Origin of the sequence: Nocardia yamanashiensis (assembly GCF_021183565.1) — a bacterium.
GTDB classification, from domain to species: Bacteria; Actinomycetota; Actinomycetes; order Mycobacteriales; family Mycobacteriaceae; genus Nocardia; species Nocardia yamanashiensis.
Genome location: NZ_CP089226.1, coordinates 2,121,306 through 2,145,219, shown reverse-complemented (window position 1 = coordinate 2,145,219; position 23,914 = coordinate 2,121,306). Strand labels below are relative to the sequence as shown.

Sequence of the window (23,914 nt, the reverse complement as noted above, 5' to 3'; positions counted from 1 at the left end):
GATGCTACCGGGCGTGAATTGGGTATCGATTGCGATCGACTTGTCTCACGTCCGGCGAAAACGCGACGCGCACACGGGTTCACGCGAAGCTGCCACCTGCACCCATAGTCAGGACGTACCATGCGGGGCGTGGCCGAAGCGAAGCGTTCCTCCTCGGTGCGGGTGCTGGTCTACAGCAACGACGCCGATTCCCGCAGCCAGATCATGCTGGCGCTGGGTAGACGGCCGCATGCCGATCTACCGCCCCTCGAGTACCTCGAGGTCGCCACCGGTCCGGTGGTCATCGAGCACATGGACACCGATGCGCCCGATCTGCTGATCCTCGACGGCGAATCCGCACCCACCGGCGGCCTCGGCCTGGCGAAGCAACTCAAGGACGAAATCGCCGACTGCCCGCCCATCGTCGTCATCACCGGTCGCCCGGACGACGCCTGGCTGGCGAACTGGTCGCGCGCCGATGCCGCGGTCTCCCACCCCATCGACCCGATCCGCCTGACCGAAGCGGTCCTCGGCGTGCTCCGGAGCCGTTCCGCCGCCTGAGGCGGGCGTTGAACAAGAGATTTTCAGGGGTCTCACCCCTGAAACCCCAATCGGGCGATCCGACCCCCCGTGACCAGGTTTCGGAGGTGAACCCCACTCGGGCGATCCGAACCCGCGTGACCAGGTTTCGGAGGTGAAGCCCAAGTGGGCGAAGTGGGCCCGGATGACCTGGGGTTTCAGGGGTGGAACCCCTGAGAGTTACGAGAGTTGTTTCTGTCACGTGACGGTGGCGATTGCGTCTATTCGGTCATAAAAGACTGTTCTGAATTCGATCAAACGCAGTGGTGAATCGTCATGTATCTTGTCGCGTGAGTTGTAGTCTGTGCCCTAGCTCACACCGCGCACGGGAGGCGCATCAGTCCATCCGCCCCCGCGCGCCGACAGCTGCGTCCGTATTTCGCGTCGTCCAGCTCGCAGGAGGGGTAGTGCTGTTGTGAACATCGAAACACCCACGCTTGTCCTGGGCGCGGTCGCCGCCGCCTTCGCGGTCTTCTCCGTGTTCCTGGCGTCGCTGATCGGCCCGAAACGCTACAACCGGGCCAAGCTCGAACCGTACGAGTGCGGTATCGAGCCCACTCCGCACGCCATCGGCGGCGGACCCGGAAGTCCTGCCGGACAACGCTTTCCGGTCAAGTACTACCTGACCGCCATGCTTTTCATCATCTTCGATATCGAGATCGTCTTCCTCTACCCGTGGGCCGTGCACTTCGACTCGCTGGGCCTGTTCGGCCTGGCCGCCATGGCCCTGTTCATCTTCAACGTCTCGGTGGCCTACGCCTACGAGTGGAAGCGGGGCGGGCTCAGCTGGGATTGATTGCCGCACAGGGGGATTCCGAAAACCAACCCCGCGCTTGGCGGGGTCGATCCGATGGAGAAGTAGTTCGACATGGGTCTCGAGGAGAAACTGCCCAGCGGATTCCTGCTGAGCACAGTGGAAGGAATGGCCGGCTACCTGCGTAAAAGTTCGCTGTGGCCCGCCACATTCGGTCTGGCGTGCTGCGCGATCGAGATGATGGCCACCGGCGGCGGGCGATTCGATATCGCCCGCTTCGGCATGGAGGCGTTCCGCGCCTCGCCCCGCCAGGCCGATCTCATGATCGTCGCGGGCCGGGTCAGCCAGAAGATGGCTCCCGTCCTGCGCCAGGTGTACGACCAGATGACCGAACCCAAATGGGTACTGGCCATGGGTGTCTGCGCATCCAGCGGCGGCATGTTCAACAACTACGCGATCGTGCAGGGCGTGGACCACGTCGTGCCGGTCGACATCTACCTGCCCGGCTGCCCGCCGCGCCCGGAGATGCTGTTGAACGCGATCCTGAAGCTGCACGAGAAGATTCAGGAAATGCCGCTCGGCGTCGATCGCGAGGAAGCGATCCGCGAAGCCGAACGCGCCGCACTCGCCAGCACGCCCACCATTCAATTGAAGGGGCTGTTGCGATGACATTCGATTCAGCCGCAGGTACGGAGAGTCCCCCGGAGGAAGCCGTGAAAGCACACGGCGAATCGAATCAGCCGATCGAACCGCCCGCCGAAACTGCCTCCGGCACACCGGATTCCGCCTCGGAACCGGCCACCGGGGAAGTGATCGGCGTCCAGCACGGCATGTTCGGCGTCACCGGCACTGGCGACACCTCCGGCTACGGCCGCCTGGTGCGCACGGTCAGCCTGCCCGGCGGCTCCGAGCCGCCCTACGGCGGCTATTTCGACGACCTGGTCGCCAATCTGCGGGTCGCGCTGGGCAGCGTGTTCACCGAGGCCATCGAGAAGATCGTGGTCTTCCGGGACGAACTCACCCTGCACGTGCGGCGCGAACACCTGCCGCTGGTGGCCCAGACCCTGCGCGACAAGGAGCCGCTGCGCTTCGAGCTGTGCCTGGGCGTCAGCGGCGCGCACTACCCGGACGACAAGGGCCGGGAACTGCACGCCGTCTACCACCTGAATTCGATCACCCACAACCGCCGGGTGCGCCTGGAAGTCTCGGTGCCCGACGCGGATCCGCATCTCCCCTCGCTCTATGCCGTCTACCCCACGACGGACTGGCACGAGCGGGAGACCTACGACTTCTTCGGCATCCTCTTCGACGGTCATCCGTCGCTGACCCGGATCGCGATGCCGGACGACTGGCGCGGACACCCCCAGCGCAAGGACTACCCGCTCGGCGGGATCCCGGTCGAGTACAAGGGCGCGCGCATCCCGCCGCCCGACGAGCGGAGGGCATACCACTGATGAACGACATCGACACCCGGCGTACCGAGACAGGTACGCCGGATACACCCGTCTCTCCCACTCCCGAACGGGAATTCACCGCCGTCGGCAACGACTGGGACGAGATCTCCGCCGCCCTGGACGGCGCGGCCGAGGAACGCATCGTCGTGAACATGGGCCCCCAGCACCCCTCCACGCACGGGGTGCTGCGCCTGATTCTGGAGATCGAGGGCGAGACCGTCACCGAGGCCCGCTGCGGCATCGGCTACCTGCACACCGGCATCGAGAAGAATCTCGAATACCGCAGCTGGGTGCAGGGCGTCACCTTCGTCACCCGCATGGACTATCTGTCGCCGTTCTTCAACGAGACGGCGTACTGCCTGGGCGTGGAGAAGCTGCTGGGCATCACCGACGATATTCCGGAGCGCGCCAGCGTCATTCGCGTCATGCTCATGGAGCTCAACCGCATCTCCTCGCACCTGGTGGCCCTGGCGACCGGCGGTATGGAGCTGGGCGCGCTGACCCCGATGCTGTTCGGTTTCCGCGAGCGCGAACTCATCCTGGACGTGTTCGAGAACATCACCGGCCTGCGCATGAACCACGCCTACATCCGGCCGGGCGGCGTCTCGCAGGATCTGCCCGAGGACGGCGTGCAGAAGGTGCGTGAACTCCTCGAGCTCATGCCGAAGCGCCTGCGCGACATGGAATTGCTGCTCAACGAGAACCCGATCTGGAAGGCTCGCACCCGCAATGTCGGGTATCTGGATCTGACCGGGTGTATGGCGCTGGGCATCACCGGCCCGGTGCTGCGTTCGACGGGTCTCCCCCACGATCTGCGCAAGGCCCAGCCGTACTGCGGTTACGAGAACTACGAATTCGATGTGCAGGTCGACACCGGCTGTGACTGCTACGGGCGCTACCTGATTCGCGTCAACGAGATGAAGGAATCGCTCAAGATCGTCGAGCAGTGCCTGGACAAGCTGCGCCCCGGTCCGATCATGGTGGAGGACAAGAAGATCGCGTGGCCGGCCGATCTGGAGCTGGGTCCGGACGGGCTGGGCAACTCCCCCAAGCACATCTCCAACATCATGGGCAAGTCCATGGAGTCGCTCATCCACCACTTCAAGCTGGTGACCGAGGGACTGCGGGTGCCGCCCGGCCAGGTGTACACGGCCGTGGAATCCCCGCGTGGCGAGCTGGGCGTGCATATCGTCAGTGACGGCGGCACCCGCCCGTACCGGGTCCACTACCGCGACCCCTCGTTCACGAATCTGCAAGCGGTGGCGGCGATGTGCGAGGGCGGCATGGTCGCCGACGTGATCGCCGCGGTCGCCTCGATCGACCCGGTGATGGGCGGTGTGGACCGATGACCGAGATCCTGCTCAACCTGACCGTGCGCCCCATCCCCTATCCGCAGCAGGTGCACGATCGTCTCCAGTTGGAGGCGAAGGAGATCATCGGCCGGTATCCGCATTCGCGTTCGGCACTGCTGCCGCTTTTGCACCTGGTGCAATCGGTGGAGGGCTACGTCTCCGGCACCGGCATCGAATTCTGTGCCGAGCAGCTGGGTTTGACCGATGCCGAGGTGACCGCGGTCGCCACCTTCTACTCCATGTACCGGCGCACCCCGACCGGTGACTTCCACGTCGGCGTGTGCACCAACACGCTGTGCGCGGTCATGGGCGGCGACCAGATCTTCGCGGAACTGAAGCAGCACTTGGGCATCAAGCACGGGGAGACCACCGCCGACGGCGCGGTCACCCTCGAGCACATCGAGTGCAACGCCGCCTGCGACTACGCCCCCGTGATGATGGTCAACTGGGAGTTCTTCGACAACCAGACCCCGGACAAGGCGCGGGCGCTGGTGGACGGGCTGCGCCGGGGCGAGCAGATCACCGGAACCCGCAGCGGCGCACCGCTGTGCACCTTCCGTGAGACCGCCCGGATACTCGCCGGATACACCGACGACCGGCCGAATGCCAACGCCGGCGATCCGGGCGCGGCAACCCTCGCCGGTTTGCATGCGGTGCAAGACGATTCGACCGACGGAGGCGCGAAGTGACCCTGACGCCGGTACTCACCCGCCACTGGGCGGATCCGGAATCGTGGACGCTGGAGAACTATCGCCGCCAGGACGGCTACCGCGCCCTGCCCAAGGCGCTGCGCATGCAACCGGACGAGGTCATCGCGACCGTCAAGGACTCCGGGCTGCGCGGTCGCGGCGGCGCGGGCTTCCCGACCGGCATGAAGTGGGGCTTCATCCCGCAGGGCCCCGGACCCGACGGCATCACCAAACCGCACTACCTGGTGGTCAATGCCGACGAGTCGGAACCCGGGACCTGCAAGGACATTCCGTTCATGCTGGCCTCGCCGCACACCCTCGTGGAAGGCGTGATCATCGCGGCGTACGCCATCCGGGCCTCGCACGCGTTCATCTACCTGCGCGGCGAGGTCGTCTCGGTGCTGCGCCGGCTGCAGACAGCGGTCCGCGAGGCCTACGACGCGGGCTATCTGGGTCGCAATATCCTCGGCTCCGGCTACGACCTGGAAGTGGTCGTACACGCCGGAGCCGGCGCGTATATCTGCGGGGAGGAAACCGCACTGCTCGATTCCCTGGAAGGCCGCCGCGGCCAGCCCCGGCTGCGTCCGCCGTTCCCCGCCGTCGCCGGGCTCTACGCCTGCCCGACCGTGGTGAACAATGTGGAATCCATTGCCTCCGTACCGTCCATCATCGCCAATGGCGTGGACTGGTTCCGGGGCTTCGGCACCGAGAAGTCGCCGGGCACCACCATCTACTCGCTCTCCGGTCACGTGACGCGACCCGGGCAGTACGAAGCGCCGCTCGGAATCACGCTGCGCGAGTTGCTGTCTCATGCCGGCGGCATCCGCAAGGGGCACACCCTGAAGTTCTGGACGCCGGGCGGATCCTCCACGCCGCTGTTCACCGCCGAGCATCTCGACGTCCCCCTGGATTACGAGGGCGTGGCGGCGGCCGGATCCATGCTGGGCACCAAGGCGCTGCAGCTCTTCGACGAAACCACCTGCGTGGTGCGGGCCGTACTGCGCTGGACCGAGTTCTACGCCCACGAATCCTGCGGTAAATGCACGCCGTGCCGCGAAGGCACGTATTGGCTGGTGCAGTTGCTGCAACGACTGGAGAACGGCACCGGCCACGAGACCGACCTGGACAAGCTCCTGGACATCGCCGACAACATCAACGGCAAATCGTTCTGCGCGCTCGGCGACGGCGCGGCCAGCCCGATCTTCTCCTCCCTGAAGTACTTCCGCGACGAGTACGCCGAGCACATCCGCCTCGGCCGCTGCCCGTTCGATCCGGCCCGGTCGACCGCGTGGGCCGCCGAAGGAGTGCGATGACCAGCACAGTCAGCGCCGGCACCGGCGGGGACCTCGCGCCCGCCGAGCTGGTGAGCGTCACCATCGACGGGACCGTGGTCTCCGTCCCGCCCGGCACCCTGCTCATCCGGGCCGCCGAACTCATCGGCATCCAGATCCCGCGCTTCTGCGATCATCCGCTGCTGGATCCGGTGGGCGCCTGCCGCCAGTGCCTGGTCGAGGTGGAAGGCCAGCGCAAGCCGGTGGCCTCCTGCACCATGACCGTCGCCGACGGCATGGTGGTGCACACCCAGCTCACCTCGCCCGCCGCCGAGAAGGCCCAAGAGGGCGTGATGGAGCTGCTGCTCATCAACCACCCCTTGGATTGCCCGGTGTGCGACAAGGGCGGCGAATGCCCGTTGCAGAACCAGGCCATGTCCAGCGGACGGGCCGAATCGCGCTTCGACGGCGAGAAGCGCACCTACCCCAAACCGATTCCGCTGTCCTCGGCGATTCTGCTGGATCGGGAACGCTGCGTGCTGTGCGCGCGCTGCACCCGGTTCTCGCAGCAGGTCGCCGGTGACCCGTTCATCGAATTGATGGATCGCGGTGCGCTGCAACAGGTCGGCATCGCCGCCGGGGAGCCCCTGGACTCGTACTTCTCCGGCAATACCGTGCAGATCTGCCCGGTGGGCGCGCTCACCGGCAGCACCTACCGGTTCCGGGCGCGGCCGTTCGACCTGGTGTCCAGCCCGGCCGTGTGCGAGCACTGCGCCTCGGGCTGCGCGCAGCGCACCGACCATCGGCGCGGCAAGGTCATGCGGCGGCTGGCCGGTGACGACCCGCAGGTCAACGAGGAATGGAACTGCGACAAGGGACGATTCGCGTTCCAGTACGCCACCGAACGCGACCGGCTCACCACTCCGCTGGTGCGCAGCTGGGACGGTTCACTGCAACCGGCCTCGTGGTCGGAGGCGCTGACCGCCGCCGCGCGCGGACTGGCCGCGGCGCACGGCAATGCCGGCGTACTGGTGGGCGGCCGGGTGACCTTGGAGGACGCCTACGCGTACTCGAAGTTCGCGCGAGTCGCCTTGGACACCAACGACATCGACTTCCGCTCGCGCGCGCATTCGGCCGAGGAGGCCGACTTCCTGGCGGCGCGGATCGCGGGCCAGGGCATCACCGTCGACTACGCGGCACTGGAACGCGCGCCGATGGTGCTGCTGGTCGGGTTCGAGGCCGAAGAGGAATCGCCCATCGTCTATCTGCGGCTGCGCAAGTCGGCGCGGAAGAACGGTGCGGCCATCTTCTCCATGGCCCCTTACGTGACTCGCGGTTTGCAGCGCATGTCCGGGACCTTGATCGCCACCGCGCCCGGGGTGGAACCGCATCTGCTGGATGCCATTCGCACCGGATCGACCGAGGGCATCGCGGCCGAATACGCCCGCCTGCACGAAATCGGCGCCCTGCTGCGGGAACCCGGCGCGCTGATCATCGCCGGTGAACGCCTGGGCGGGATTCCGGGCGGGCTCTCGGCCGCCGCGCGCCTGGCGGACGAGACCGGCGCGCAGCTGGCCTGGATTCCGCGGCGGGCCGGTGAACGCGGTGCGCTGGAAGCCGGTGCGCTGCCGGTGCTGCTGCCGGGCGGCCGTCCGGTCGCGGATCCCGTTGCACGGCACCAGCTCCGGGAAGCCTGGGGCTGCGGCGAACTGCCCGCGGCCATCGGCAAGGACACCTCTGCCATCCTCGCCGCCGCGCCGACCCTGGGCGCGCTGGTCATCGGCGGCGTGGAGGTCGGCGATATGCCCGACCCGCACGCGGCGCTGCGGGCCATCGACGCGGCCAGTTTCGTGGTGTCCCTGGAATTGCGGCGCAGCGATATCAGCGACCGCGCCGACGTGGTCTTCCCCGTCGCCTCGGCCATGGAGAAGACCGGCACCTTCCTGACCTGGGAAGGCCGCCACCGCCAATTCGACGCCGCGCTGCGCGATTCCACGGTCCGCCGCGAAGCCGCACCGCTCGCCGAATACCGCGTGCTCGATGCCATCGCCCAGGAAATGGGTGTGCGGCTGGGTCTGCCCGACGCCGCCCACGCCCGCGCCGAACTCGCCGACCTGGGCGTATGGGACGGCCCCGCCGCCGCGACGCCGGGCATCCGGCCGCAGCCGCCGGCCGAACCGCACCCGGGCAGCGCGGTGCTCGCGGGCTGGCGCATGCTCATCGACCGCGGCAAATTGCAGGACGGCGAACCCAATCTCGCCGGCACGGCCCGCACCCCGGTGGTGCGGCTGTCCGCGCACACCGCCGCCGAGATCGGCGCCACCACGGGCGATCCCGTGACGGTCGGCAACGACCACGGGCACATCACGCTGCCGCTGGTCATCACCGAGATGCCGAACCGCGTGGTGTGGCTGCCCATGAATTCCGCCGGCTCGGACGTGCTGGTGCAGCTCGGCACCACACCCGGCCACATCGTGCGTATCCGACGGGAGGATCACCGTGAGTGACTTGAGTATGTTCGGCCACGACCCGTGGTGGCTGGTGCTGGTGAAGTCCATCGGGATCTTCGTGTTCCTGCTGCTCACCCCGATGCTGGCGGTGTACGCGGAACGAAAGATCGTGGCGTTCATGCAGATGCGCGTCGGCCCCAACCGGGTCGGCCCGCGCGGCAGCCTGCAGTCCATCGCCGACGGCGTGAAGATGCTCCTCAAAGAGGACATCATCCCGGCCATCGTGGACAAGCCGATCTTCATTCTGGCCCCGATCATCTCGCTCATCCCGGCCGTGATGGCGTTCGCCGTCATCCCGTTCGGGCCCGAGGTGAGCATGTTCGGGCATCGCACCCCGTTGCAGCTGACCGATATGCCGGTCGGCGTGCTCTACATCCTGGCCATGGCCTCGGTGGGCGTGTACGGAATCGTGCTGGCGGGCTGGGCTTCCGGGTCCACCTACCCGCTGCTGGGCGGGCTGCGCTCCACCGCGCAGGTCATCTCCTACGAGATCGCCATGGCGCTGTGCTTCGCGGCGGTGTTCCTGCTCTCGGGCACCATGGCCACCTCCGGCATCGTGGAGGCGCAGTACGGCACCTGGTACGTCTTCCTGCTGCTGCCGTCGTTCCTGATCTACGCGGTGTCCATGGTCGGCGAGACCAACCGTGCGCCCTTCGACCTCCCCGAGGCCGAGGGCGAGCTGGTCGGCGGCTTTCACACCGAGTACTCCTCGCTCAAGTTCGCCATGTTCATGATGGCCGAATACATCAATATGGCAACGGTTTCCGCGCTGGCCACCACGCTGTTCTTCGGCGGCTGGCACGCGCCGTTCCCGATCAGCCTGTGGGCGGGCGCGAACTCCGGCTGGTGGCCCATGCTGTGGTTCACCGCCAAGGTGTGGACGTTCCTGTTCGTGTTCATCTGGCTGCGCGGCACGCTCCCCCGCCTGCGCTACGACCAGTTCATGAACCTGGGCTGGAAGCTGCTCATCCCGGTCTCGCTGGCCTGGGTGATGTTCGTGGCCACGCTGCGGGCGCTGCAGAACGAGGGCATCGAGGTCCAGACGCCGGGCATGATCATCGGCGGAATCCTGGTGGCGGGCTTGCTGATCGGGCTCGTGCTCAAGGCCGGGCACGCGGGCGACGATCGCACCAAGGCGGCCCCGGACGAGGAGGCCACCAGCGCCTACTCGGCGTTCCCGGTGCCGCCCATGCCGAAGGAACCGCCCGCGGAGAAGCCGAAACCCGGTCTGCTGGAACCGCTCGGCGGCTTCCTGGTCACCGGCGGCACCATGTTCAAGAAGCCGAACACCGAGATGTACCCCGAGGTCAAGACGCCGACCGCGCCGCGCTATCACGGCCGGCATCAGCTCAACCGGCATCCGGACGGCCTGGAGAAGTGCATCGGCTGCGAACTGTGCGCCTGGGCCTGCCCGGCGGACGCCATCTATGTCGAGGGCGCGGACAACACCGAGGACGAACGCTTCTCGCCCGGTGAGCGGTACGGCCGCGTCTACCAGATCAACTACCTGCGCTGCATCGGCTGCGGCCTGTGCATCGAGGCGTGCCCGACCCGGGCGCTGACCATGACCAACGAATACGAGCTGGCCGACGACAATCGCGCCGACCTCATCTTCGAGAAGGACGATCTGCTCGCACCGCTGCGCAACGGCATGCTGGCCCCGCCGCACGCCATGTACCCGGGTGCGGACGAGGGCTCCTACTACCGGGGTGAAGTGCCCGGCGCGCCCAGCGAATTGGCCGAGGCGGAAGGGGCGGCGAAATGATCTCCCTGCTGGCTGCCGAACCGGAACTGATCACCCGCACCTCCACCGGTGAGGCCGTGCTGTTCTGGACCCTCGCGGTCGTCGCGGTGGCGGGCGTGCTGGGCATGGTGTGCGCGCGCAAGGCCGTGCACTCCGCACTCTGCCTGGCCGCCACCATGATCACGCTCTCGGTGTTCTACATCGCCCAGGACGCGCTGTTCCTGGGCGTGGTGCAGATCGTCGTCTACACCGGCGCGGTCATGATGCTGTTCCTGTTCGTGCTCATGCTGGTCGGCGTCGATTCGGCGGAATCGCTGAAGGAAACCATTCGCGGCCAGCGGATCGCGGTGCTGGTGGTGGGCATCGGCTTCGGGCTGCTCGTCATCGCCGCGGTGGCGCGCGGAATGTCTGACAAGAGCGTGGCGCTGACCGGTCCCGGACTGGGCGGCAACGACACGGTGGGGGCCCTGGCCGAACTCATCTTCGTGCGCTACGTGTGGGCGTTCGAGCTGACCGGCGCGCTGCTCATCACGGCGACCATCGGGGCCATGGTGCTCGCGCACCGCGAACGCTTCGGCCCCCGCCAGGATCAGCGGGAACTGTCCAAACAGCGCTTCCGCGAAGGCAAGCGGGTCACACCGCTGCCGACGCCCGGCGTGTACGCCCGCCACAATGCCGTCGACGCGCCGGCCCGGCTGCCGGACGGTTCCTTCGAGGAGCTGTCGGTCAGCACGATTCTGCGGCATCGGCGCGAACGCGCGCATACCGAAGCGGCGGCGCGCAATGTGAGCGACAACGGCAACGACTCCCACGAGGAAGGCTTGCGGTGAATCCCGATTACTACCTGTATCTCTCGGCTCTGCTCTTCACCATCGGCGCGGCCGGAGTACTGGTGCGGCGCAATGCCATCGTCGTGTTCATGTGCATCGAGCTCATGCTCAATGCGGTGAACCTCGCCTTCGTCACCTTCGCCCGGCTGCACGCCAATCTGGACGGGCAGGTGTTCGCGTTCTTCACCATGGTGGTCGCGGCGGCCGAGGTCGTGGTCGGCCTGGCCATCATCATGACCATCTTCCGGGCCCGCCGCTCGACCTCGGTCGACGACGCGAATCTGCTGCGGTACTGACATGGATACCGCACAGATGATGCTGTGGCTGCTGCCCGCTCTGCCGCTCGGCGGAGCCGTATTCCTGTTGCTGGTCGGCAAATACACCGACAAGTGGGGACATTGGGTCGGGACCGCGCTGGCGCTGGGCTCCTTCGGGGTCGCGGTGTGGGCGTTCACCGAAATGCTGGGACGGTCGGACGCGAAACGGGCCGTGCACTATTCGATGTTCGAATGGGTGCCGGTCACCGGGTTGAAGGTGGACTTCGCGCTGCAACTCGACCAGTTGTCGATGTGCTTCGCGCTCCTGATCACCGGTGTGGGATCGCTGATCCACATCTATTCGATCGGGTACATGTCGCACGATCCGGGACGGCGGCGATTCTTCGCCTACCTCAACCTGTTCCTGGCGGCCATGCTGGTGCTGGTCCTCGCCGACAACTACCTGGTGCTGTACCTGGGCTGGGAAGGCGTCGGCCTGGCGTCCTATCTGCTGATCGGGTTCTGGTACGAGAAGCCTTCCGCCGCAACGGCCGCCAAGAAGGCGTTCATCGTCAACCGTGTCGGCGACATGGGCCTGGCCATCGCGCTGATGGTCATGTTCGCGACCTTCGGGACCATCGACTTCCAGACGGTGTTCGGGGCCGCGGGCCAGGCGAGCGAAGGCACGCTCACCGCGATCGGGCTGCTGTTGCTGCTCGGCGCGTGCGGCAAGTCCGCGCAGGTGCCGCTGCAGTCCTGGCTCGGGGACGCCATGGAGGGCCCGACCCCGGTGTCGGCGCTCATCCACGCGGCCACCATGGTCACCGCCGGCGTGTACCTGATCGCCCGGTCCAACCCGATCTTCGATCTGGCGCCGGGCGCGCAGGCGGGCGTGATGGCCGTCGGCGCGGTGACTTTGATCTTCGGTGCGGTGATCGGCTGCGCCAAGGACGACATCAAGAAGGCCCTCGCGGCATCCACCATGAGCCAGATCGGCTACATGGTCCTCGCCGCGGGTCTCGGCCCGGTCGGATACGCGGCGGCCATCATGCACCTGCTCACGCACGGCTTCTTCAAGGCCGGGCTGTTCCTCGGCGCGGGCTCGGTCATGCACGCCATGGACGACGAGACCGATATGCGGCGCTACGGCGGGCTGCGCAAACTGCTGCCCATCACCTACGTCACCTTCGGGCTCGGATACCTTGCCATCCTGGGCGTTCCGCCGTTCGCCGGGTTCTGGTCCAAGGACCGGATCATCGAGGCGGCGTTCGCGCACGGCGGCTGGGGCGGCATCGTCACCGGTATCGCGGCGCTGGTCGGCGCGGGCATCACCGCCTTCTACATGACCCGGGTCATGCTGCTCACCTTCTTCGGTGAGAAGCGGTGGAAGGATGGCACGCATCCGCACGAGGCCCCGGTGTCCATGACCGGTCCGATGATCCTGCTGGCCATCGGTTCCGTCGCCTCCGGCGCGGTGTTCGCGTGGGGTTCCTCGCTGGCGAACTGGCTGGAGCCGGTCGTCGGCAGCCATCACGGCGAACCGGTCATTCCGGTCTGGGCCATCACCTTCTTCGCCCTCGCGGTCGTCGCCGCGGGCGTGTGGGTCGCCTATGACCAGTTTGCCGGACAGGAGATTCCCGAAACCGCCCCGGCCGCATCGGGTCTCATCGAGGCCGCCCGCCGTGATCTCTACGGCGACGCGGTCAACGAGGCGGCGTTCATGCGCACCGGTCAGCATCTGACCCGCTCGCTGGTCTTCGTCGACAACCGGGGCATCGACGGCCTGGTCAATACGACGGCCGCGGTCATCGGCGGACTGTCCGCCCGGATCCGGCGTGTGCAAACCGGATTCGTGCGCTCCTACGCCCTGTCCATGTTCACCGGCGCGGCCCTGGTGGCTGCCGCCCTGCTGGCGGTGAGGTTGTTTTGAACGACTTTCCTTGGCTGACAACATTGTGGGCGGCGCCCATGGTGGGGGCGCTGCTGGTGCTGTTCTTCCCCGCCGCCTGGCGGACCGCGGCCCGGGCCTTCGCGCTGATCGTGTCGCTGGGCACGCTGGGTGTGGGGATCTGGCTCGCCATCGATTTCAAGCCGGGTGGCGAGCACTACCAGTTCGTCGAATCGCACCAATGGATTCCGGCGTTCGGGGCGGGCTACACGCTCGGATTGGACGGCATCGCCCTGGTGCTCGTGCTGCTCACCGCCGGACTCGTCCCACTGCTCATCCTCGCCGGCTGGCAGGACGAGCGCGCGGTGGGCACCGGGCCCCGCGTCACGCACTACTACATGGCCCTCACGCTGGTGGTCGAGTCCATGGTGCTGATCTCCTTCACCGCCTTGGACATTCTGCTCTTCTACGTGTTCTTCGAGGTCATGCTCATCCCGATGTACTTCCTCATCGGCGGCTTCGGCCCGCGCACCAGCGATCTGGCGGTGCGCGCGCAGCGGTCCCGGGCGGCCGTGAAGTTCCTGCTGTACAACCTGTTCGGCGGGCTCATCATGCTGGCCGCCGTCATCGGGCTGTACGTGCTGACCGCGCGCGAGCAGCTGGGCGTGGACGGTAAGGGCACCTTCGATTTCCGGGTGGTCATGGAAGCCGCCAATTCCGGACAGCTCGGCGCCGGGCCCGCGGTGCTGAACGCGCTGTTCCTCGGCTTCATGTTCGCGTTCGCGGTGAAGGCGCCGCTGTGGCCGCTGCACACCTGGCTGCCGGACGCCGCCGTGGCCGCGACACCGGCCAGCGCGGTGCTCATGATGGCCGTCGTCGACAAGGTCGGGACCTTCGGCATGCTGCGCTACTGCCTGCTGCTGTTCCCCACCGCCACTTCGACTTACGCGCCGTTCATCAGCGTGCTGGCGGTCATCGGGATCATCTACGGGGCGCTGCTGGCCATCGGGCAGACCGATGTCATGCGCTTGATCGCCTACACCTCGATCTCGCACTTCGGGTTCATCATCCTGGGCATCTTCGCGCTCACCACCCAGGGCGGCTCCGGGGCGACGCTGTACATGGTCAATCACGGAATCTCCACGGCGGCACTGTTCCTGATCGCCGGATTCCTGGTCTCGCGGCGCGGCACCCGGCTCATCGCCGAATACGGCGGCGTTCAGAAGGTCGCGCCGATCCTGGCGGGCACCTTCTTCATCGCCGGCCTGGCCACCCTGTCGCTGCCGGGACTCGCGCCGTTCATCAGCGAATTCCTGGTCCTCATCGGCACTTTCACCCGCTACCCGGTGGCGGCGATCCTGGCGTCCACGGCGCTGGTGCTGGCCGCGCTCTACATCCTGTGGATGTACCAGCGCATGATGACCGGCCCGGTGAAGAAGGGCAACGAGCGGCTCTACGATCTGCTGCCGCGCGAAATGGTCGTGGTGGCGCCGCTGCTGATCGCGCTGCTGGTGCTCGGCTTCTACCCGAAGCCGGTGCTGGACCGCATCGATCCGGCCGTGGCGAACACGCTCACCACCATCGGGCAGCACGATCCGAAACCGGCGGTGCAGCCCGAAGCCGCGCAGACCCAGACCGGAGGTGCACACAAATGAGTGCGGGCTCACTGTTGTTCGCCGCCGGAGCGGATACCCCGCTCGCGGCGGTGGTGCCGGCGCCGTCCATCGAATACCGGGATCTGTCGCCGATGCTGATCGTGTTCGGCGTGGCGGTGGCCGGGGTGCTGGTGGAAGCGTTCGCGCCCAAGGTGTCTCGGTATTACATCCAGCTGGCGCTCGGACTGGGCGGTCTCGGTGTGGCGCTGGGCGCGGTCATCGGCTTGCGCGGTACGTCGGAGACGGCGGTCGTGGGCGCGGTGGCCATCGACGGGGTGACCCTGTTCTTGCAGGGCACCATTCTGGTGGTGGCCATGCTGGGGCTGCTGTTCATGGCCGAACGGCGCGCCGACCGGATGCCGATCCGGCGCGAGGGCCCCGGCACCTGGAGTCTGACGGCGTCGCGCGGGGTGGACGCGTTCACCCCGCAGGCGGCCGCCACGCCGGGCAGCTCGGACGAAATCGCCGCCACCCGAGCCGGAATCGCCACCACCGAGGTCTTCCCGCTCACGCTGTTCGCGGTCGGCGGGCTCATGCTCTTCCCGGCCTCCAATGATCTGCTGACCATGTTCGTGGCGCTGGAAGTGCTGTCGCTGCCGCTGTATCTGCTGTGCGGGCTGGCGCGGCGGCGCCGGCTGCTCTCGCAGGAAGCGGCGCTCAAGTACTTCCTGCTGGGGGCGTTCTCGTCGGCGTTCTTCCTCTACGGGATGGCGTTGCTGTACGGGTACGCGGGCACGGTGCGCCTGTCGGGGATCGCGGACGCGGTGACCCGGGACAGCGGAAACTCGCACACGCTGGCGGTATTGGGCATCGCCCTGCTGGCGGTCGGGCTGCTGTTCAAGATCGGTGCGGTGCCGTTCCAGTCCTGGGTGCCGGACGTGTACCAGGGTGCGCCCACGGCCGTGACCGCGTTCATGGCCGCCGCCACCAAGATCGCGGCTGTCGGCGCCATGTTGCGCGTGCTCTACGTCGCGGTGCCGGATCTGCGGGACGATTGGCGGCCGATCCTGGCGGCCGTCGCCATCGCGACCATGGTGGTCGGTGCGATCCTGGCCGTCACCCAGACCGATATGAAGCGCATGCTCGCGTATTCGGCGGTGGCGCACGCGGGCTTCATTCTCACCGCACTGGTCGCGGCCAATACGGCGGGCATCTCCTCGGTGCTGTTCTATCTCGCCGTCTACGGTCTGGGCACGCTCGGGGCGTTCGCCATCGTCAGTCTGGTGCGCGACGAGAACGGTGACGAGGCCACCTCGCTCACCGCCTGGGCCGGGATGGGCCGGCGCTCCCCCTGGCTCGCCATCATCCTGTCGCTGTTCCTGCTCTCGTTCGCGGGCATTCCGCTCACCAGCGGGTTCATCGCCAAATTCGCGGTGTTCCAGGCGGCTTCGTCGGGCGGGGCCACCCCGCTGGTCATCGTCGGCGTGGTCACCAGCGCGATCGCGGCGTTCTTCTACGTCCGCGTGATCGTGCTGATGTTCTTCACCGACGCCCCCGAGCCCGGGCCGGCGGTCGTCTTCCCGACGCTCACCACCACGGTCATCGCGCTCACCGCGGCGGCGACCCTGGTGCTCGGCATCTTCCCGCAGCCGCTGCTGGATCTGGCCGAGCAGGCGGCGGCGCTCACCCGCTGAGCGGCGCACACCGATCGTGAAGGGCCGGGCTGAATCAGCCCGGCCCTTCACGTTTCGCGGTTCAGTCCGCGGTCAGCAGTACACCGCGCACGGTCTCGCCCTGACCGTTGGTCCACGGCGCGGACACGAATCCGCCGTCCTCGGGTTCCTCGGTGGTTTCGACGAGCACCCGGACCACACGGGCGGCGCCGGAATCGTCCACCGACACGTGCACGCTCGAATCCACCGCATCGCTCTCGCTCTGCGCCTGCGCCCGCACTCGCCCGGCCAGCAGTTCCGCCGCCTGCGCCGCGAATACCGGATCACCGGTCGCGTCGTAGACCCACCGGGTGCCCAACACGCCGTGTTCGGTGGTGCCGATCAATGCCGTCTCAGCATCCGCCAGCGGCGCGCCGCGGTAGGTCATCGGCACGTGATAGGCCACGCCCGCGTTCTCATCGACCGCCACATAGCACTCGATGCCGACCTCGCCGGCCGGATCGTCGATGCGAAATCCGCCCGCTCTCACCAACTTCGGCGTGTCATCGCCGCGATACCACTCCTGCTTCGGCAACCACTGCGCGAGCAGTTCGATCTTGGTGGGAACCAATGTCGTTCGATGCACCTCAGCCATGCCGTCGACCCTAATCGCAGCACCATTCCGACACGCTGCGGGCTGGTCGATAGCATTCCGCATTATCCTTCCGCGCCTCGCAACCAGGGCCTAGCGTTGAATCAGCAGCATCACGGCTTCCCGAGGAGGAGTCATGCGGCCCCAACCTGCGGCCATAGGTTTCCTCCGGCACGATGTGTCGGGCGCGCAACAGCAATGGGACGAGGCGCAAATTCGTCACCTCGCCGGCCGACTCGGCTACGACCTCTGCAAGACCCTCGTTCTCGGCCCCGACACCGACCGGCTTCTGACCCGAGTAAGAACCGCCATCACCCGCATGGAAGCGGACGCCGTAATCACCCCCAGCCTCGACCATTTCGACGGCCAGATCCCCGCCGACGTAGTCAAAGTCGCCGACCTGATCACCGTCTCCCCCGAAAACACCTACGCCCGCTGGTTGATCCCCCCGCTCGAATAACTCCGCACCGCGCTTCGGTCCGGATCAGCTACCAGGACGATCTGCGACCGGGGTGAGGTCGATGCCCGGTGGTGGGCGGAGGCGGCGCAGGACGCCGTCCATGGCGGTGACGTAGAGGGACCAGCCGTCGCCGTCGCGGGCGATTCGGACCGAGCTGACGCCGTCGGGTGGGATGCGCACGGTGGAGGGTTTGATCAAACCCTCGATGATCGAACAGGTTTCGCCGGTGGCGGTGTTCGTGCGGTAGACCGCGCCCACGCCGTGATCGCCGAAGAACAGCAGGCCGGATCGGGTGGCCTGCATGTCGTCGGGGAGGGCGAGCAGCTTCGGTACGCCGGTCACGAAGGTCGCGGCGCGGGGGTTGTCCAATGGCACGCGCTGGATCTGCATGATCAGGGAGCTCACATAGATCGCGGTGCCGTCTTCCGACAGTGCGAGACCGTTCGGGGACTGCACCGACGACCACGCCTTGGTGTATTCGCCGGTCGACGGGCGGTACCGCGAAATGCCTTGCGGCTCACCGGCGAACGAGCTGTTCGCGATGAGCAGATCGCCGTCGGGCAGCAGGAGCAGGCCGTTGGCCATGCTCAAGCCTGACAGCAAGGAGACCAGTTCGCCCGACGTGGTGTCGTAGCGGTACAGCTGTCCCGGCGCGGCGCTGAAGTCGTCACCGGTGACGAAGTAGACGTAGCGGCCGTCGAAGCGAACGCCGGCCGGATGGTCGAACCCCGCCGCCAGGGTTTCGACCGTGCCGTCGGCGGCGACGTGCAGCAGTTCCCCGGCCAGGATCGTGGTGACGTAGAACCCGCCTCGCCCATCGGAATCCAGGTTCTCCAGTTCGCCGCGCCCGCTCATCACGGTGCTGACATCCCAGCCCGCCGAGCAGTCCGGCGCGAAAGGCGAGGCCTGCGCATTCGGTTGCCCTACAACGATTCCCGCGGCGATGGCGGCTACCAGCCAGCTCGTACGGAGCCGCCGGCTCCCCCTCATGACACCTCGCACGAACGCCAACCTATCAAGCGTCCAGCCACAAGTCCGATCTTGGATCAGGACGATATGCAACCAAGGGTTGCGGATCAGTGATCGGCGGGCTAGCTTTATATGCAACAAAAGGTTGCACGAGGAGGACGGCATGGAGTTCGGCAGCATCGAGCGTGAGATTCATATCGAGGCCTCGCCCGAAGTGGTCTACGAGGTGGTCAGCAGTCCCGAGCACGTATCCGAATGGTGGAGCGACGAAGCCGACTTCAAGCCCGAGGAAGGGGCGGTCGGCGAACTCGCCTGGGGCGATCGCGAGCATGTGGCCGTCATGCGGGTGGTGGCCGCGGACCCGCCGCGGCTGTTCGCCTTCCGGTGGTGCTACCCGGACAACGTGGCCGACGAGGTGGCCGACTCGCTGCTGGTCACCTTCGAGCTCATCCCCTCCGGCACCGGGACGCTGGTCAAGCTCACCGAAACCGGCTTCCGCGAAATGGGCTGGGAGGCGGCGAAGTTGGAAGAGGTGTACCTCGATCACTCGACCGGCTGGGACAAGTTCGTGCCTCAGCTAGGCGAGTACACCACACGGCTGGCGTCGGCGAAGTGAACACGCCCGTCGACGACGACCTGTGGTCCGCGGTCGGCGACCCGACCCGTCGGCGGATGCTCGACCTGCTCCTGGTGACCGGCGACGGCACGGCTACCAGTCTCAGCGAGCAGCTGCCGGTGACCCGGCAGGCCATCGCGAAACATCTCACCGTCCTCGACCGGGTCGGCCTGGTGCACGCCACGGCCACCGGACGCGAACGGCGATATCGGGTGGACGAAGCGCAACTCGCTCGCGCGGTCGCGCAATTGTCCGCGGTAGGAGAGTCCTGGGATGCCAGGCTGCGGCGCATCAAGCGGATCGCGGAAGCGATTCAGCGCCAAAAAGATCAGCAATCCGGAAAGTGAGAGTCGAAATGGTAGACATCCTGCACAAGGTCGCGATCAAGGCGCCGGCCGCCGAGGTCTATTCGGCCTTGACCACCGTCGAAGGCCTGTCCGGCTGGTGGGCCAGCGACACCCGCGGTAAGAGCGACGACCTCGGCGGCATCATCGAGTTCCGTTTCGGGCCCGGCAGCGTCGATATGAAGGTGCTCGAGCTCGACCCCGGCAAGCGGGTGCGGTGGGAGGTGGTGGACGGCCCCGCGGAATGGCTCGGCACCACCGTGGACTTCGCCCTCGACCGCACCGACGACTGGACCAGCGTGCTCTTCAAGCACGAGGGCTGGAAGGAACCGGTCGAGTTCATGCACCACTGCAGCACCAAATGGGCCGTGTACCTGGTGAGCCTGAAGTCCTCGGTGGAGACCGGGAAGGGCGCGCCCGACCCCTACGACGTCAAGATCGACAACTGGAACTGAGGGTCACAGCACCTCGCGCACGCGCTTGGCGAAGGACTCGGCGTCCTCGGTGAAGCCACCGTGCCCGCCTGGAAAGAGCTCCGGCTCGATGCCGAGTCCCGCCGCCAGCGCCCGCGAGGTGCGGTCACAGAATTGCCCGGCCGAGGCATCGCCGATACCGATGATGATGCGGGCGGGCGCCGCGCGCAGGGCTTCGAAATCGGGGCGGAACTCGACGGTTCCGTTGAATTCGTGCTCGAACCAGAAACGCTCACCCGCCACCACGCGTGGATCGCGTTCACCGCCAAACATCTGCTCGATCATGAAGTCGGGCACCGAAATTCCGGTGAGGGCGAAGAACTTCCGCATGGCGGGGACGGGACCGTCGGTGCCGTAGGTGGCGAGAATATCCGCGGTGACGGCGCGCAATTCGGCTCGATCGTCGAGGTATTCGCGCACCGGCGGCTCATGGGCGATGAGCGTGTGCACCACCTCCGGGTGGGTCAGGACCAGGGCCAGGCCCGTGACCGCGCCACCGCTGGAACCGAATACGGCGGCCGGTCCGGCACCGAGGTGGGTGATCAGCCGAGCCAGATCGTCGGCGCGCAGCTCCGGGGTGGAATCCTGGTTCGGATCATCGAGTTCGCTGCGGCCGTGCCCACGCGGATCCATGGTCAGCACGGTGTGATCGGTTGCCAGCGCGTCGGCCACGGCCGCGAACGGTTCCGCCTCCATGGGCGCGCCGACCAGCGCGATGAGCGGACCGCTGCCGCGGACTTCGTAGTAGAGGCGGCCGTCGGGGACGGCCAGGGTTCCGGAGGTGACGGGCGAGGACGAGGTCATGGTTGCTCCCAGCGGGCGTACGGTACGGACACCACTGTCGACGGTACGACCGCTGGAAAGTCATCGCCGCGAATCGAACCGGTTCACACCGCTTTTCCGGGCTCGGGCAGCGCGCAGGCCATGCCCTCCGCCATGCCGGTCGGCCGCACCCCGAGCGCCTGATTGATCCGGGCCCGCTGGTTCTCCCACGCGACAGCGGCGGCCAGTTCGGCGACCTGCGCCTTCGACAACCGGGTCAGCAGTTGCGCGCGTACGTCTTCCAGATCCAGGGAGGAAGGAGTCACCGTCATCGCCTCGGCGAAGGCCAGCACCAGCTTCTCCAATTCCGAGTAGGCGTCACTGGTCTGATACTTGGGCAGCTCCGCCACCTGTGCTTCGGTGAGACCGCTGTAATGCGCGAGCGTGGAGCCGATATCGAGACAGAACTGGCAGTTCACCAGGGCGGCCGCCTTGAGTTCGGCCAGCTCCTTCAGATTCGGATCCAGGCGATTGCTCAGCAGCAGCGCCGACTCGTAGAACATGGTGCTCAGCAGCAATGCCGGCCGCCGGATGAGCCACCCCATCAGATCGGATCGATTCTTGCGCGCACGCCGGAATGCCTTGAGGTAGTGCCAGGTTCGAGTGATCGCTCGCATCGCGGGCCCCCTTGCTCGTCGAATCTTCCTGTTCCAGATAGTAGGACGCCCACGACGGGCCGTAGTAGAGGTTTTCCGGATCGAGGTCAGTGATCTGCGTCAACCGCGCCGGGGTGCGCCGGAGCCGACCAGGAATCGAGAATCCGCAGGGCTTGTGCACTGGGCGACCCGGCCGCCGCCGTATAGGTAACCAACGTCTGTTCACTGGCGGACAGCACTTGGAGCACTTGCCAATCCAGCTCCAACTCCCCCACCACCGGATGCCGCAACCGCTTGCGCCCACCGGCCATGGCCCGCACCCCGTGCCCGGCCCACCAGCGCCGGAAGTCGGCGTCGTGCACCGACAGCTCGCCCACCAACTGCGCGAGCCGCGGATCACCCGGCGTGCGCGCCGCCGCCATCCGCAAACGGTCCACCGCCTCGGCCGCGACCTGCTCCCAGTCCAGGAACAATCCGCGCATACGCGGCTCGAGGAACACCATCCGCACCAAAGCCCTTTGCTGCACCGGTATTTCGACGAAGTCGAGGAACAAAGCAGTCGCGGAGGCGTTCCAGCCGATGATGTCGGTGCGTGGACCCAGCACCAGCGCGGGCGTCGGCAGCACATCCAGGAGATCCCGCAATGGCCCACCGACCCGGGGTTCCGCGGACTTACGGCGCGGCGGCCGCGCCCCGACCAGCATCCGCAGATACTCGTGTTCCTCGTCGCTGAGCCGTAGCGCGCGGGCGATACCGGCCAGCAGATTCTCCGAGGCGGCCGCGACCCGGCCTTGTTCGAGCCGCGTGTAGTGGTCGACGCTGACCGCCGCCAGCAGGGCGACTTCCTCGCGCCGTAATCCCTTGACCCGGCGCGGATTCCCGACCGCGGGCAGCCCGGCCTGTTCGGGCGTCAAGGCCGCGCGTTTCGCCTTCAGGAAATCGCCGAGCTCACTCACACCGCCCAGTTTCGCACTCCGGCGCCGCCCGCTGCCTGGGGCTGTCATCCCCAGGAACGCGGTCCCCGGCCACCACACCACCCTGTTTGCGGCGTCTGTTCCGCGCCACAGTCATTCCCATGACAACGATCGACCTCGCCACCGCCACCCGCCTCGCGACCGCCGGCCACGCCGCCGCCACCGCCCTCGGCGTCCCCATGAACATCACCATCGTCGATGCGGCCGGACACCTCCTGCACTTCACCCGCATGGATGACGCCCTGCTCGGCTCCATCGACCTCGCGCATCGAAAGGCCAAGACGGCTTTGCTGTTCCGCATGCCGACCGCCACGCTCGGTGAACTGTCCCGCCCCGACGGCCCTATCTACGGCATCGAGGTGAGCAACGACGGACTGATCACTTTTGGCGGCGGACTGCCCATCACCGATCCCGACGGCCGCGTCATCGGTGCGGTCGGTGTGTCCGGCGGCACCGCCGACCAGGACGTCGAAGTGGCTCGAGCGTGCGTCGACAATCTGGTGGCGCGTGACTATGAGCCGGTCGGCTGAGCGGCGGCCGAGCCGGCCAAGGCGTCGTACACCCAGTTGTGCGCCTGCCCGACGGTGATTCGCGGCCCGAGGAATCGGGTGGTCAACGCCCAATAGCGGTGAATCCGACGGTCGGTGTCGGTGGCATTGCCGAGCAATTGTTCGCGGAAGCGCGGGGAATCACGTTCACCCCGCGCTCCCGCGTGCGCTCCGACGTATCGGTCGAGTTCAGCGCCTCCCCGCGGACGCACACCTTCGGACACCAGCGGCACCACGTCCGCCATCACCCCGCCCACCTCGGAATACAGTCCGCGCAGATCCCGAATGGTTTCCGGCCGATGCCGGAAGAGCTGTTGCCGCACAGCACCGTTCAGGCCCGCATCGGCCGCCAGCACGGCCAGCTCGGCATATGCGACGACATCCTCGGCGGAAGGATCAGCGGGTGGCTCCGGGACATTCCAATCCACCCAGCCGTCGACCTCCCGCTGCGATATCGGCGCGAGCACCTGCTGCCAGAACCGAACCAGGCACCGGTACGCCGCAGCACCGTCCTCCACAGCGGTGAGCAGCGCAAGCCGCTGGTTCCGCTCCACCGGCACCGCCGCCTCGACGGCACGCAACGCCGCCCGCCGCCAAGCCAGCGACCTGAATTCGACCTCCACCCGCACACTTTCGGCCGCGACAGCCTCACCTACCGAACACTGCCCGCGCACCACCTCAGCGATCGAATCCAACCCCAGCCCCAGCGTCCGCAACCGGCGAACCAGCAACAACCGCTCAGCCGCCCGCTCGCCATCGAACATACGATGCCCGCCCGCACTACGCGTGACCTCCAGCAGCCCCTCATCGCAATAGAACCGGATAGTGCGCACCGCCACCCCGGTGCGGCGCGCCAATTCCCCGATTCCGACCAACTTACCGATCGAGCACCTCACGAAGTCGTGG

At 67.1% G+C, this 23,914-nt stretch carries 25 protein-coding genes and 1 pseudogene; 20 read left to right on the top strand and 6 right to left on the bottom strand.

Annotated features, from left to right (window positions below; all coding sequences use genetic code 11):
- Nucleotides 1-120 precede the first annotated feature (120 nt).
- The 15 genes and pseudogenes from LTV02_RS10375 to nuoN all read left to right on the top strand — a co-directional run bounded on the left by LTV02_RS10375 (nucleotide 121) and on the right by nuoN (nucleotide 16,596).
- Nucleotides 121-540 carry an Rv3143 family two-component system response regulator gene (locus LTV02_RS10375; protein ID WP_233039788.1) on the top strand — a complete coding sequence of 140 codons (420 nt, stop codon included), beginning with the start codon at nucleotides 121-123 and terminating at the stop codon, nucleotides 538-540.
- A 433-nt stretch (nucleotides 541-973) separates the two neighbouring features.
- Nucleotides 974-1,354, top strand: coding sequence for an NADH-quinone oxidoreductase subunit A (locus LTV02_RS10370; RefSeq protein WP_067708689.1), 381 nt, complete (start codon nucleotides 974-976; stop codon nucleotides 1,352-1,354).
- Nucleotides 1,355-1,426: 72 nt separating this feature from the next.
- Nucleotides 1,427-1,981, top strand: a complete 555-nt coding sequence (locus tag LTV02_RS10365) for a NuoB/complex I 20 kDa subunit family protein (protein ID WP_067708687.1) — start codon at nucleotides 1,427-1,429, stop codon at nucleotides 1,979-1,981.
- A gap of 74 nt (nucleotides 1,982-2,055) precedes the next feature.
- Nucleotides 2,056-2,766, top strand: coding sequence for an NADH-quinone oxidoreductase subunit C (locus tag LTV02_RS10360; RefSeq protein WP_233041545.1), 711 nt, complete (start codon nucleotides 2,056-2,058; stop codon nucleotides 2,764-2,766).
- Complete coding sequence (gene nuoD, locus LTV02_RS10355) at nucleotides 2,766-4,115, top strand: NADH dehydrogenase (quinone) subunit D (RefSeq protein ID WP_233039787.1); 1,350 nt, start codon at nucleotides 2,766-2,768, stop codon at nucleotides 4,113-4,115. The genes LTV02_RS10360 and nuoD overlap by 1 nt, the downstream gene beginning before the upstream one ends.
- Nucleotides 4,112-4,807: an NADH-quinone oxidoreductase subunit NuoE gene (gene nuoE / locus LTV02_RS10350; RefSeq protein WP_233039786.1), complete on the top strand. Its 696-nt coding sequence runs from the start codon at nucleotides 4,112-4,114 to the stop codon at nucleotides 4,805-4,807. The genes nuoD and nuoE overlap by 4 nt, the downstream gene beginning before the upstream one ends.
- Nucleotides 4,804-6,120: an NADH-quinone oxidoreductase subunit NuoF gene (nuoF, locus tag LTV02_RS10345; protein ID WP_233039785.1), complete on the top strand. Its 1,317-nt coding sequence runs from the start codon at nucleotides 4,804-4,806 to the stop codon at nucleotides 6,118-6,120. The genes nuoE and nuoF overlap by 4 nt, the downstream gene beginning before the upstream one ends.
- The gene (locus LTV02_RS10340; RefSeq protein WP_233039784.1) at nucleotides 6,117-8,585 is read left to right on the top strand and encodes an NADH-quinone oxidoreductase subunit G; all 2,469 of its coding nucleotides are present in this window, start codon (nucleotides 6,117-6,119) and stop codon (nucleotides 8,583-8,585) included. Before nuoF ends, LTV02_RS10340 begins: the two co-directional genes overlap by 4 nt.
- 7 nt (nucleotides 8,586-8,592) lie before the next feature.
- Nucleotides 8,593-9,795, top strand: a pseudogene (gene nuoH / locus LTV02_RS10335) (NADH-quinone oxidoreductase subunit NuoH); the annotation flags it as partial.
- Complete coding sequence (gene nuoI / locus LTV02_RS10330; RefSeq protein WP_267888391.1) at nucleotides 9,778-10,353, top strand: NADH-quinone oxidoreductase subunit NuoI; 576 nt, start codon at nucleotides 9,778-9,780, stop codon at nucleotides 10,351-10,353. The pseudogene nuoH and the gene nuoI, both read left to right, overlap by 18 nt.
- Entirely contained in the window at nucleotides 10,350-11,162 is an 813-nt protein-coding gene (locus LTV02_RS10325; protein WP_233039783.1) for an NADH-quinone oxidoreductase subunit J, read from the top strand. Before nuoI ends, LTV02_RS10325 begins: the two co-directional genes overlap by 4 nt.
- Complete coding sequence (gene nuoK, locus LTV02_RS10320) at nucleotides 11,159-11,458, top strand: NADH-quinone oxidoreductase subunit NuoK (protein WP_067708670.1); 300 nt, start codon at nucleotides 11,159-11,161, stop codon at nucleotides 11,456-11,458. Before LTV02_RS10325 ends, nuoK begins: the two co-directional genes overlap by 4 nt.
- 1 nt (nucleotide 11,459) lies before the next feature.
- Nucleotides 11,460-13,349, top strand: coding sequence for an NADH-quinone oxidoreductase subunit L (gene nuoL / locus LTV02_RS10315; RefSeq protein WP_233039782.1), 1,890 nt, complete (start codon nucleotides 11,460-11,462; stop codon nucleotides 13,347-13,349).
- Nucleotides 13,346-14,962, top strand: coding sequence for an NADH-quinone oxidoreductase subunit M (locus LTV02_RS10310; protein WP_233039781.1), 1,617 nt, complete (start codon nucleotides 13,346-13,348; stop codon nucleotides 14,960-14,962). Before nuoL ends, LTV02_RS10310 begins: the two co-directional genes overlap by 4 nt.
- Nucleotides 14,959-16,596 (top strand): NADH-quinone oxidoreductase subunit NuoN, encoded by a 1,638-nt coding sequence (gene nuoN, locus LTV02_RS10305; RefSeq protein WP_233039780.1) that lies wholly within the window; start codon nucleotides 14,959-14,961, stop codon nucleotides 16,594-16,596. The genes LTV02_RS10310 and nuoN overlap by 4 nt, the downstream gene beginning before the upstream one ends.
- Before the next feature lie 61 nt (nucleotides 16,597-16,657).
- Here the strand turns inward: nuoN and LTV02_RS10300 are convergent, their stop codons facing one another.
- On the bottom strand, nucleotides 16,658-17,209 hold the full coding sequence (locus LTV02_RS10300; protein WP_233039779.1) for a maltokinase N-terminal cap-like domain-containing protein: 552 nt from the start codon (nucleotides 17,207-17,209) through the stop codon (nucleotides 16,658-16,660).
- Nucleotides 17,210-17,342: 133 nt separating this feature from the next.
- On the opposite strand from LTV02_RS10300, the gene LTV02_RS10295 reads away from it, so the two are divergent.
- Nucleotides 17,343-17,666, top strand: coding sequence for a hypothetical protein (locus tag LTV02_RS10295; protein ID WP_233039778.1), 324 nt, complete (start codon nucleotides 17,343-17,345; stop codon nucleotides 17,664-17,666).
- A 24-nt stretch (nucleotides 17,667-17,690) separates the two neighbouring features.
- Here LTV02_RS10295 and LTV02_RS10290 read toward each other — a convergent pair whose 3' ends face one another.
- Nucleotides 17,691-18,656, bottom strand: coding sequence for an SMP-30/gluconolactonase/LRE family protein (locus LTV02_RS10290; protein ID WP_233039777.1), 966 nt, complete (start codon nucleotides 18,654-18,656; stop codon nucleotides 17,691-17,693).
- Between the two features lie 142 nt (nucleotides 18,657-18,798).
- Between LTV02_RS10290 and LTV02_RS10285 the strand changes: the two genes are divergently transcribed.
- The 3 genes from LTV02_RS10285 to LTV02_RS10275 are packed head-to-tail and all read left to right on the top strand — an operon-like array spanning nucleotide 18,799 to nucleotide 20,050.
- Nucleotides 18,799-19,251, top strand: a complete 453-nt coding sequence (locus LTV02_RS10285; protein ID WP_233039776.1) for an SRPBCC family protein — start codon at nucleotides 18,799-18,801, stop codon at nucleotides 19,249-19,251.
- The gene (locus tag LTV02_RS10280) at nucleotides 19,248-19,598 is read left to right on the top strand and encodes an ArsR/SmtB family transcription factor (protein ID WP_067708649.1); all 351 of its coding nucleotides are present in this window, start codon (nucleotides 19,248-19,250) and stop codon (nucleotides 19,596-19,598) included. The genes LTV02_RS10285 and LTV02_RS10280 overlap by 4 nt, the downstream gene beginning before the upstream one ends.
- A gap of 8 nt (nucleotides 19,599-19,606) precedes the next feature.
- Nucleotides 19,607-20,050 carry an SRPBCC family protein gene (locus LTV02_RS10275; protein WP_233039775.1) on the top strand — a complete coding sequence of 148 codons (444 nt, stop codon included), beginning with the start codon at nucleotides 19,607-19,609 and terminating at the stop codon, nucleotides 20,048-20,050.
- 3 nt (nucleotides 20,051-20,053) lie between these two features.
- On the opposite strand, the gene LTV02_RS10270 is transcribed toward LTV02_RS10275, so the two are convergent.
- From LTV02_RS10270 to LTV02_RS10260, 3 genes are all read right to left on the bottom strand, one after another.
- Nucleotides 20,054-20,872, bottom strand: coding sequence for an alpha/beta fold hydrolase (locus LTV02_RS10270; protein ID WP_233039774.1), 819 nt, complete (start codon nucleotides 20,870-20,872; stop codon nucleotides 20,054-20,056).
- Nucleotides 20,873-20,955: 83 nt separating this feature from the next.
- Entirely contained in the window at nucleotides 20,956-21,507 is a 552-nt protein-coding gene (locus LTV02_RS10265) for a carboxymuconolactone decarboxylase family protein (RefSeq protein WP_067708640.1), read from the bottom strand.
- A gap of 86 nt (nucleotides 21,508-21,593) precedes the next feature.
- The gene (locus tag LTV02_RS10260; RefSeq protein ID WP_233039773.1) at nucleotides 21,594-22,442 is read right to left on the bottom strand and encodes a helix-turn-helix domain-containing protein; all 849 of its coding nucleotides are present in this window, start codon (nucleotides 22,440-22,442) and stop codon (nucleotides 21,594-21,596) included.
- Nucleotides 22,443-22,561: 119 nt separating this feature from the next.
- Here LTV02_RS10260 and LTV02_RS10255 point away from each other — a divergent pair, with 119 nt between their 5' ends.
- Entirely contained in the window at nucleotides 22,562-22,990 is a 429-nt protein-coding gene (locus tag LTV02_RS10255) for a GlcG/HbpS family heme-binding protein (protein ID WP_233039772.1), read from the top strand.
- Here LTV02_RS10255 and LTV02_RS10250 read toward each other — a convergent pair.
- Complete coding sequence (locus LTV02_RS10250) at nucleotides 22,972-23,883, bottom strand: MerR family transcriptional regulator (RefSeq protein WP_233039771.1); 912 nt, start codon at nucleotides 23,881-23,883, stop codon at nucleotides 22,972-22,974. The genes LTV02_RS10255 and LTV02_RS10250 overlap by 19 nt on opposite strands.
- Nucleotides 23,884-23,914: the final 31 nt, after the last annotated feature.

Excerpts from the sequence above, each read along its gene's own strand:
- LTV02_RS10375 (WP_233039788.1), top strand. The coding sequence starts at position 121 with ATGCGGGGCGTGGCCGAAGCGAAGCGTTCCTCCTCGGTGCGGGTGCTG.
- LTV02_RS10365 (WP_067708687.1), top strand. The coding sequence starts at position 1,427 with ATGGGTCTCGAGGAGAAACTGCCCAGCGGATTCCTGCTGAGCACAGTG.
- nuoD (WP_233039787.1), top strand. The coding sequence starts at position 2,766 with ATGAACGACATCGACACCCGGCGTACCGAGACAGGTACGCCGGATACA.
- nuoE (WP_233039786.1), top strand. The coding sequence starts at position 4,112 with ATGACCGAGATCCTGCTCAACCTGACCGTGCGCCCCATCCCCTATCCG.
- LTV02_RS10340 (WP_233039784.1), top strand. The coding sequence starts at position 6,117 with ATGACCAGCACAGTCAGCGCCGGCACCGGCGGGGACCTCGCGCCCGCC.
- nuoI (WP_267888391.1), top strand. The coding sequence starts at position 9,778 with ATGCCGAAGGAACCGCCCGCGGAGAAGCCGAAACCCGGTCTGCTGGAA.
- LTV02_RS10325 (WP_233039783.1), top strand. The coding sequence starts at position 10,350 with ATGATCTCCCTGCTGGCTGCCGAACCGGAACTGATCACCCGCACCTCC.
- nuoL (WP_233039782.1), top strand. The coding sequence starts at position 11,460 with ATGGATACCGCACAGATGATGCTGTGGCTGCTGCCCGCTCTGCCGCTC.
- nuoN (WP_233039780.1), top strand. The coding sequence starts at position 14,959 with ATGAGTGCGGGCTCACTGTTGTTCGCCGCCGGAGCGGATACCCCGCTC.
- LTV02_RS10300 (WP_233039779.1), bottom strand. The coding sequence starts at position 17,209 with ATGGCTGAGGTGCATCGAACGACATTGGTTCCCACCAAGATCGAACTG.
- LTV02_RS10295 (WP_233039778.1), top strand. The coding sequence starts at position 17,343 with ATGCGGCCCCAACCTGCGGCCATAGGTTTCCTCCGGCACGATGTGTCG.
- LTV02_RS10290 (WP_233039777.1), bottom strand. The coding sequence starts at position 18,656 with ATGAGGGGGAGCCGGCGGCTCCGTACGAGCTGGCTGGTAGCCGCCATC.
- LTV02_RS10285 (WP_233039776.1), top strand. The coding sequence starts at position 18,799 with ATGGAGTTCGGCAGCATCGAGCGTGAGATTCATATCGAGGCCTCGCCC.
- LTV02_RS10275 (WP_233039775.1), top strand. The coding sequence starts at position 19,607 with ATGGTAGACATCCTGCACAAGGTCGCGATCAAGGCGCCGGCCGCCGAG.
- LTV02_RS10270 (WP_233039774.1), bottom strand. The coding sequence starts at position 20,872 with ATGACCTCGTCCTCGCCCGTCACCTCCGGAACCCTGGCCGTCCCCGAC.
- LTV02_RS10265 (WP_067708640.1), bottom strand. The coding sequence starts at position 21,507 with ATGCGAGCGATCACTCGAACCTGGCACTACCTCAAGGCATTCCGGCGT.
- LTV02_RS10255 (WP_233039772.1), top strand. The coding sequence starts at position 22,562 with ATGACAACGATCGACCTCGCCACCGCCACCCGCCTCGCGACCGCCGGC.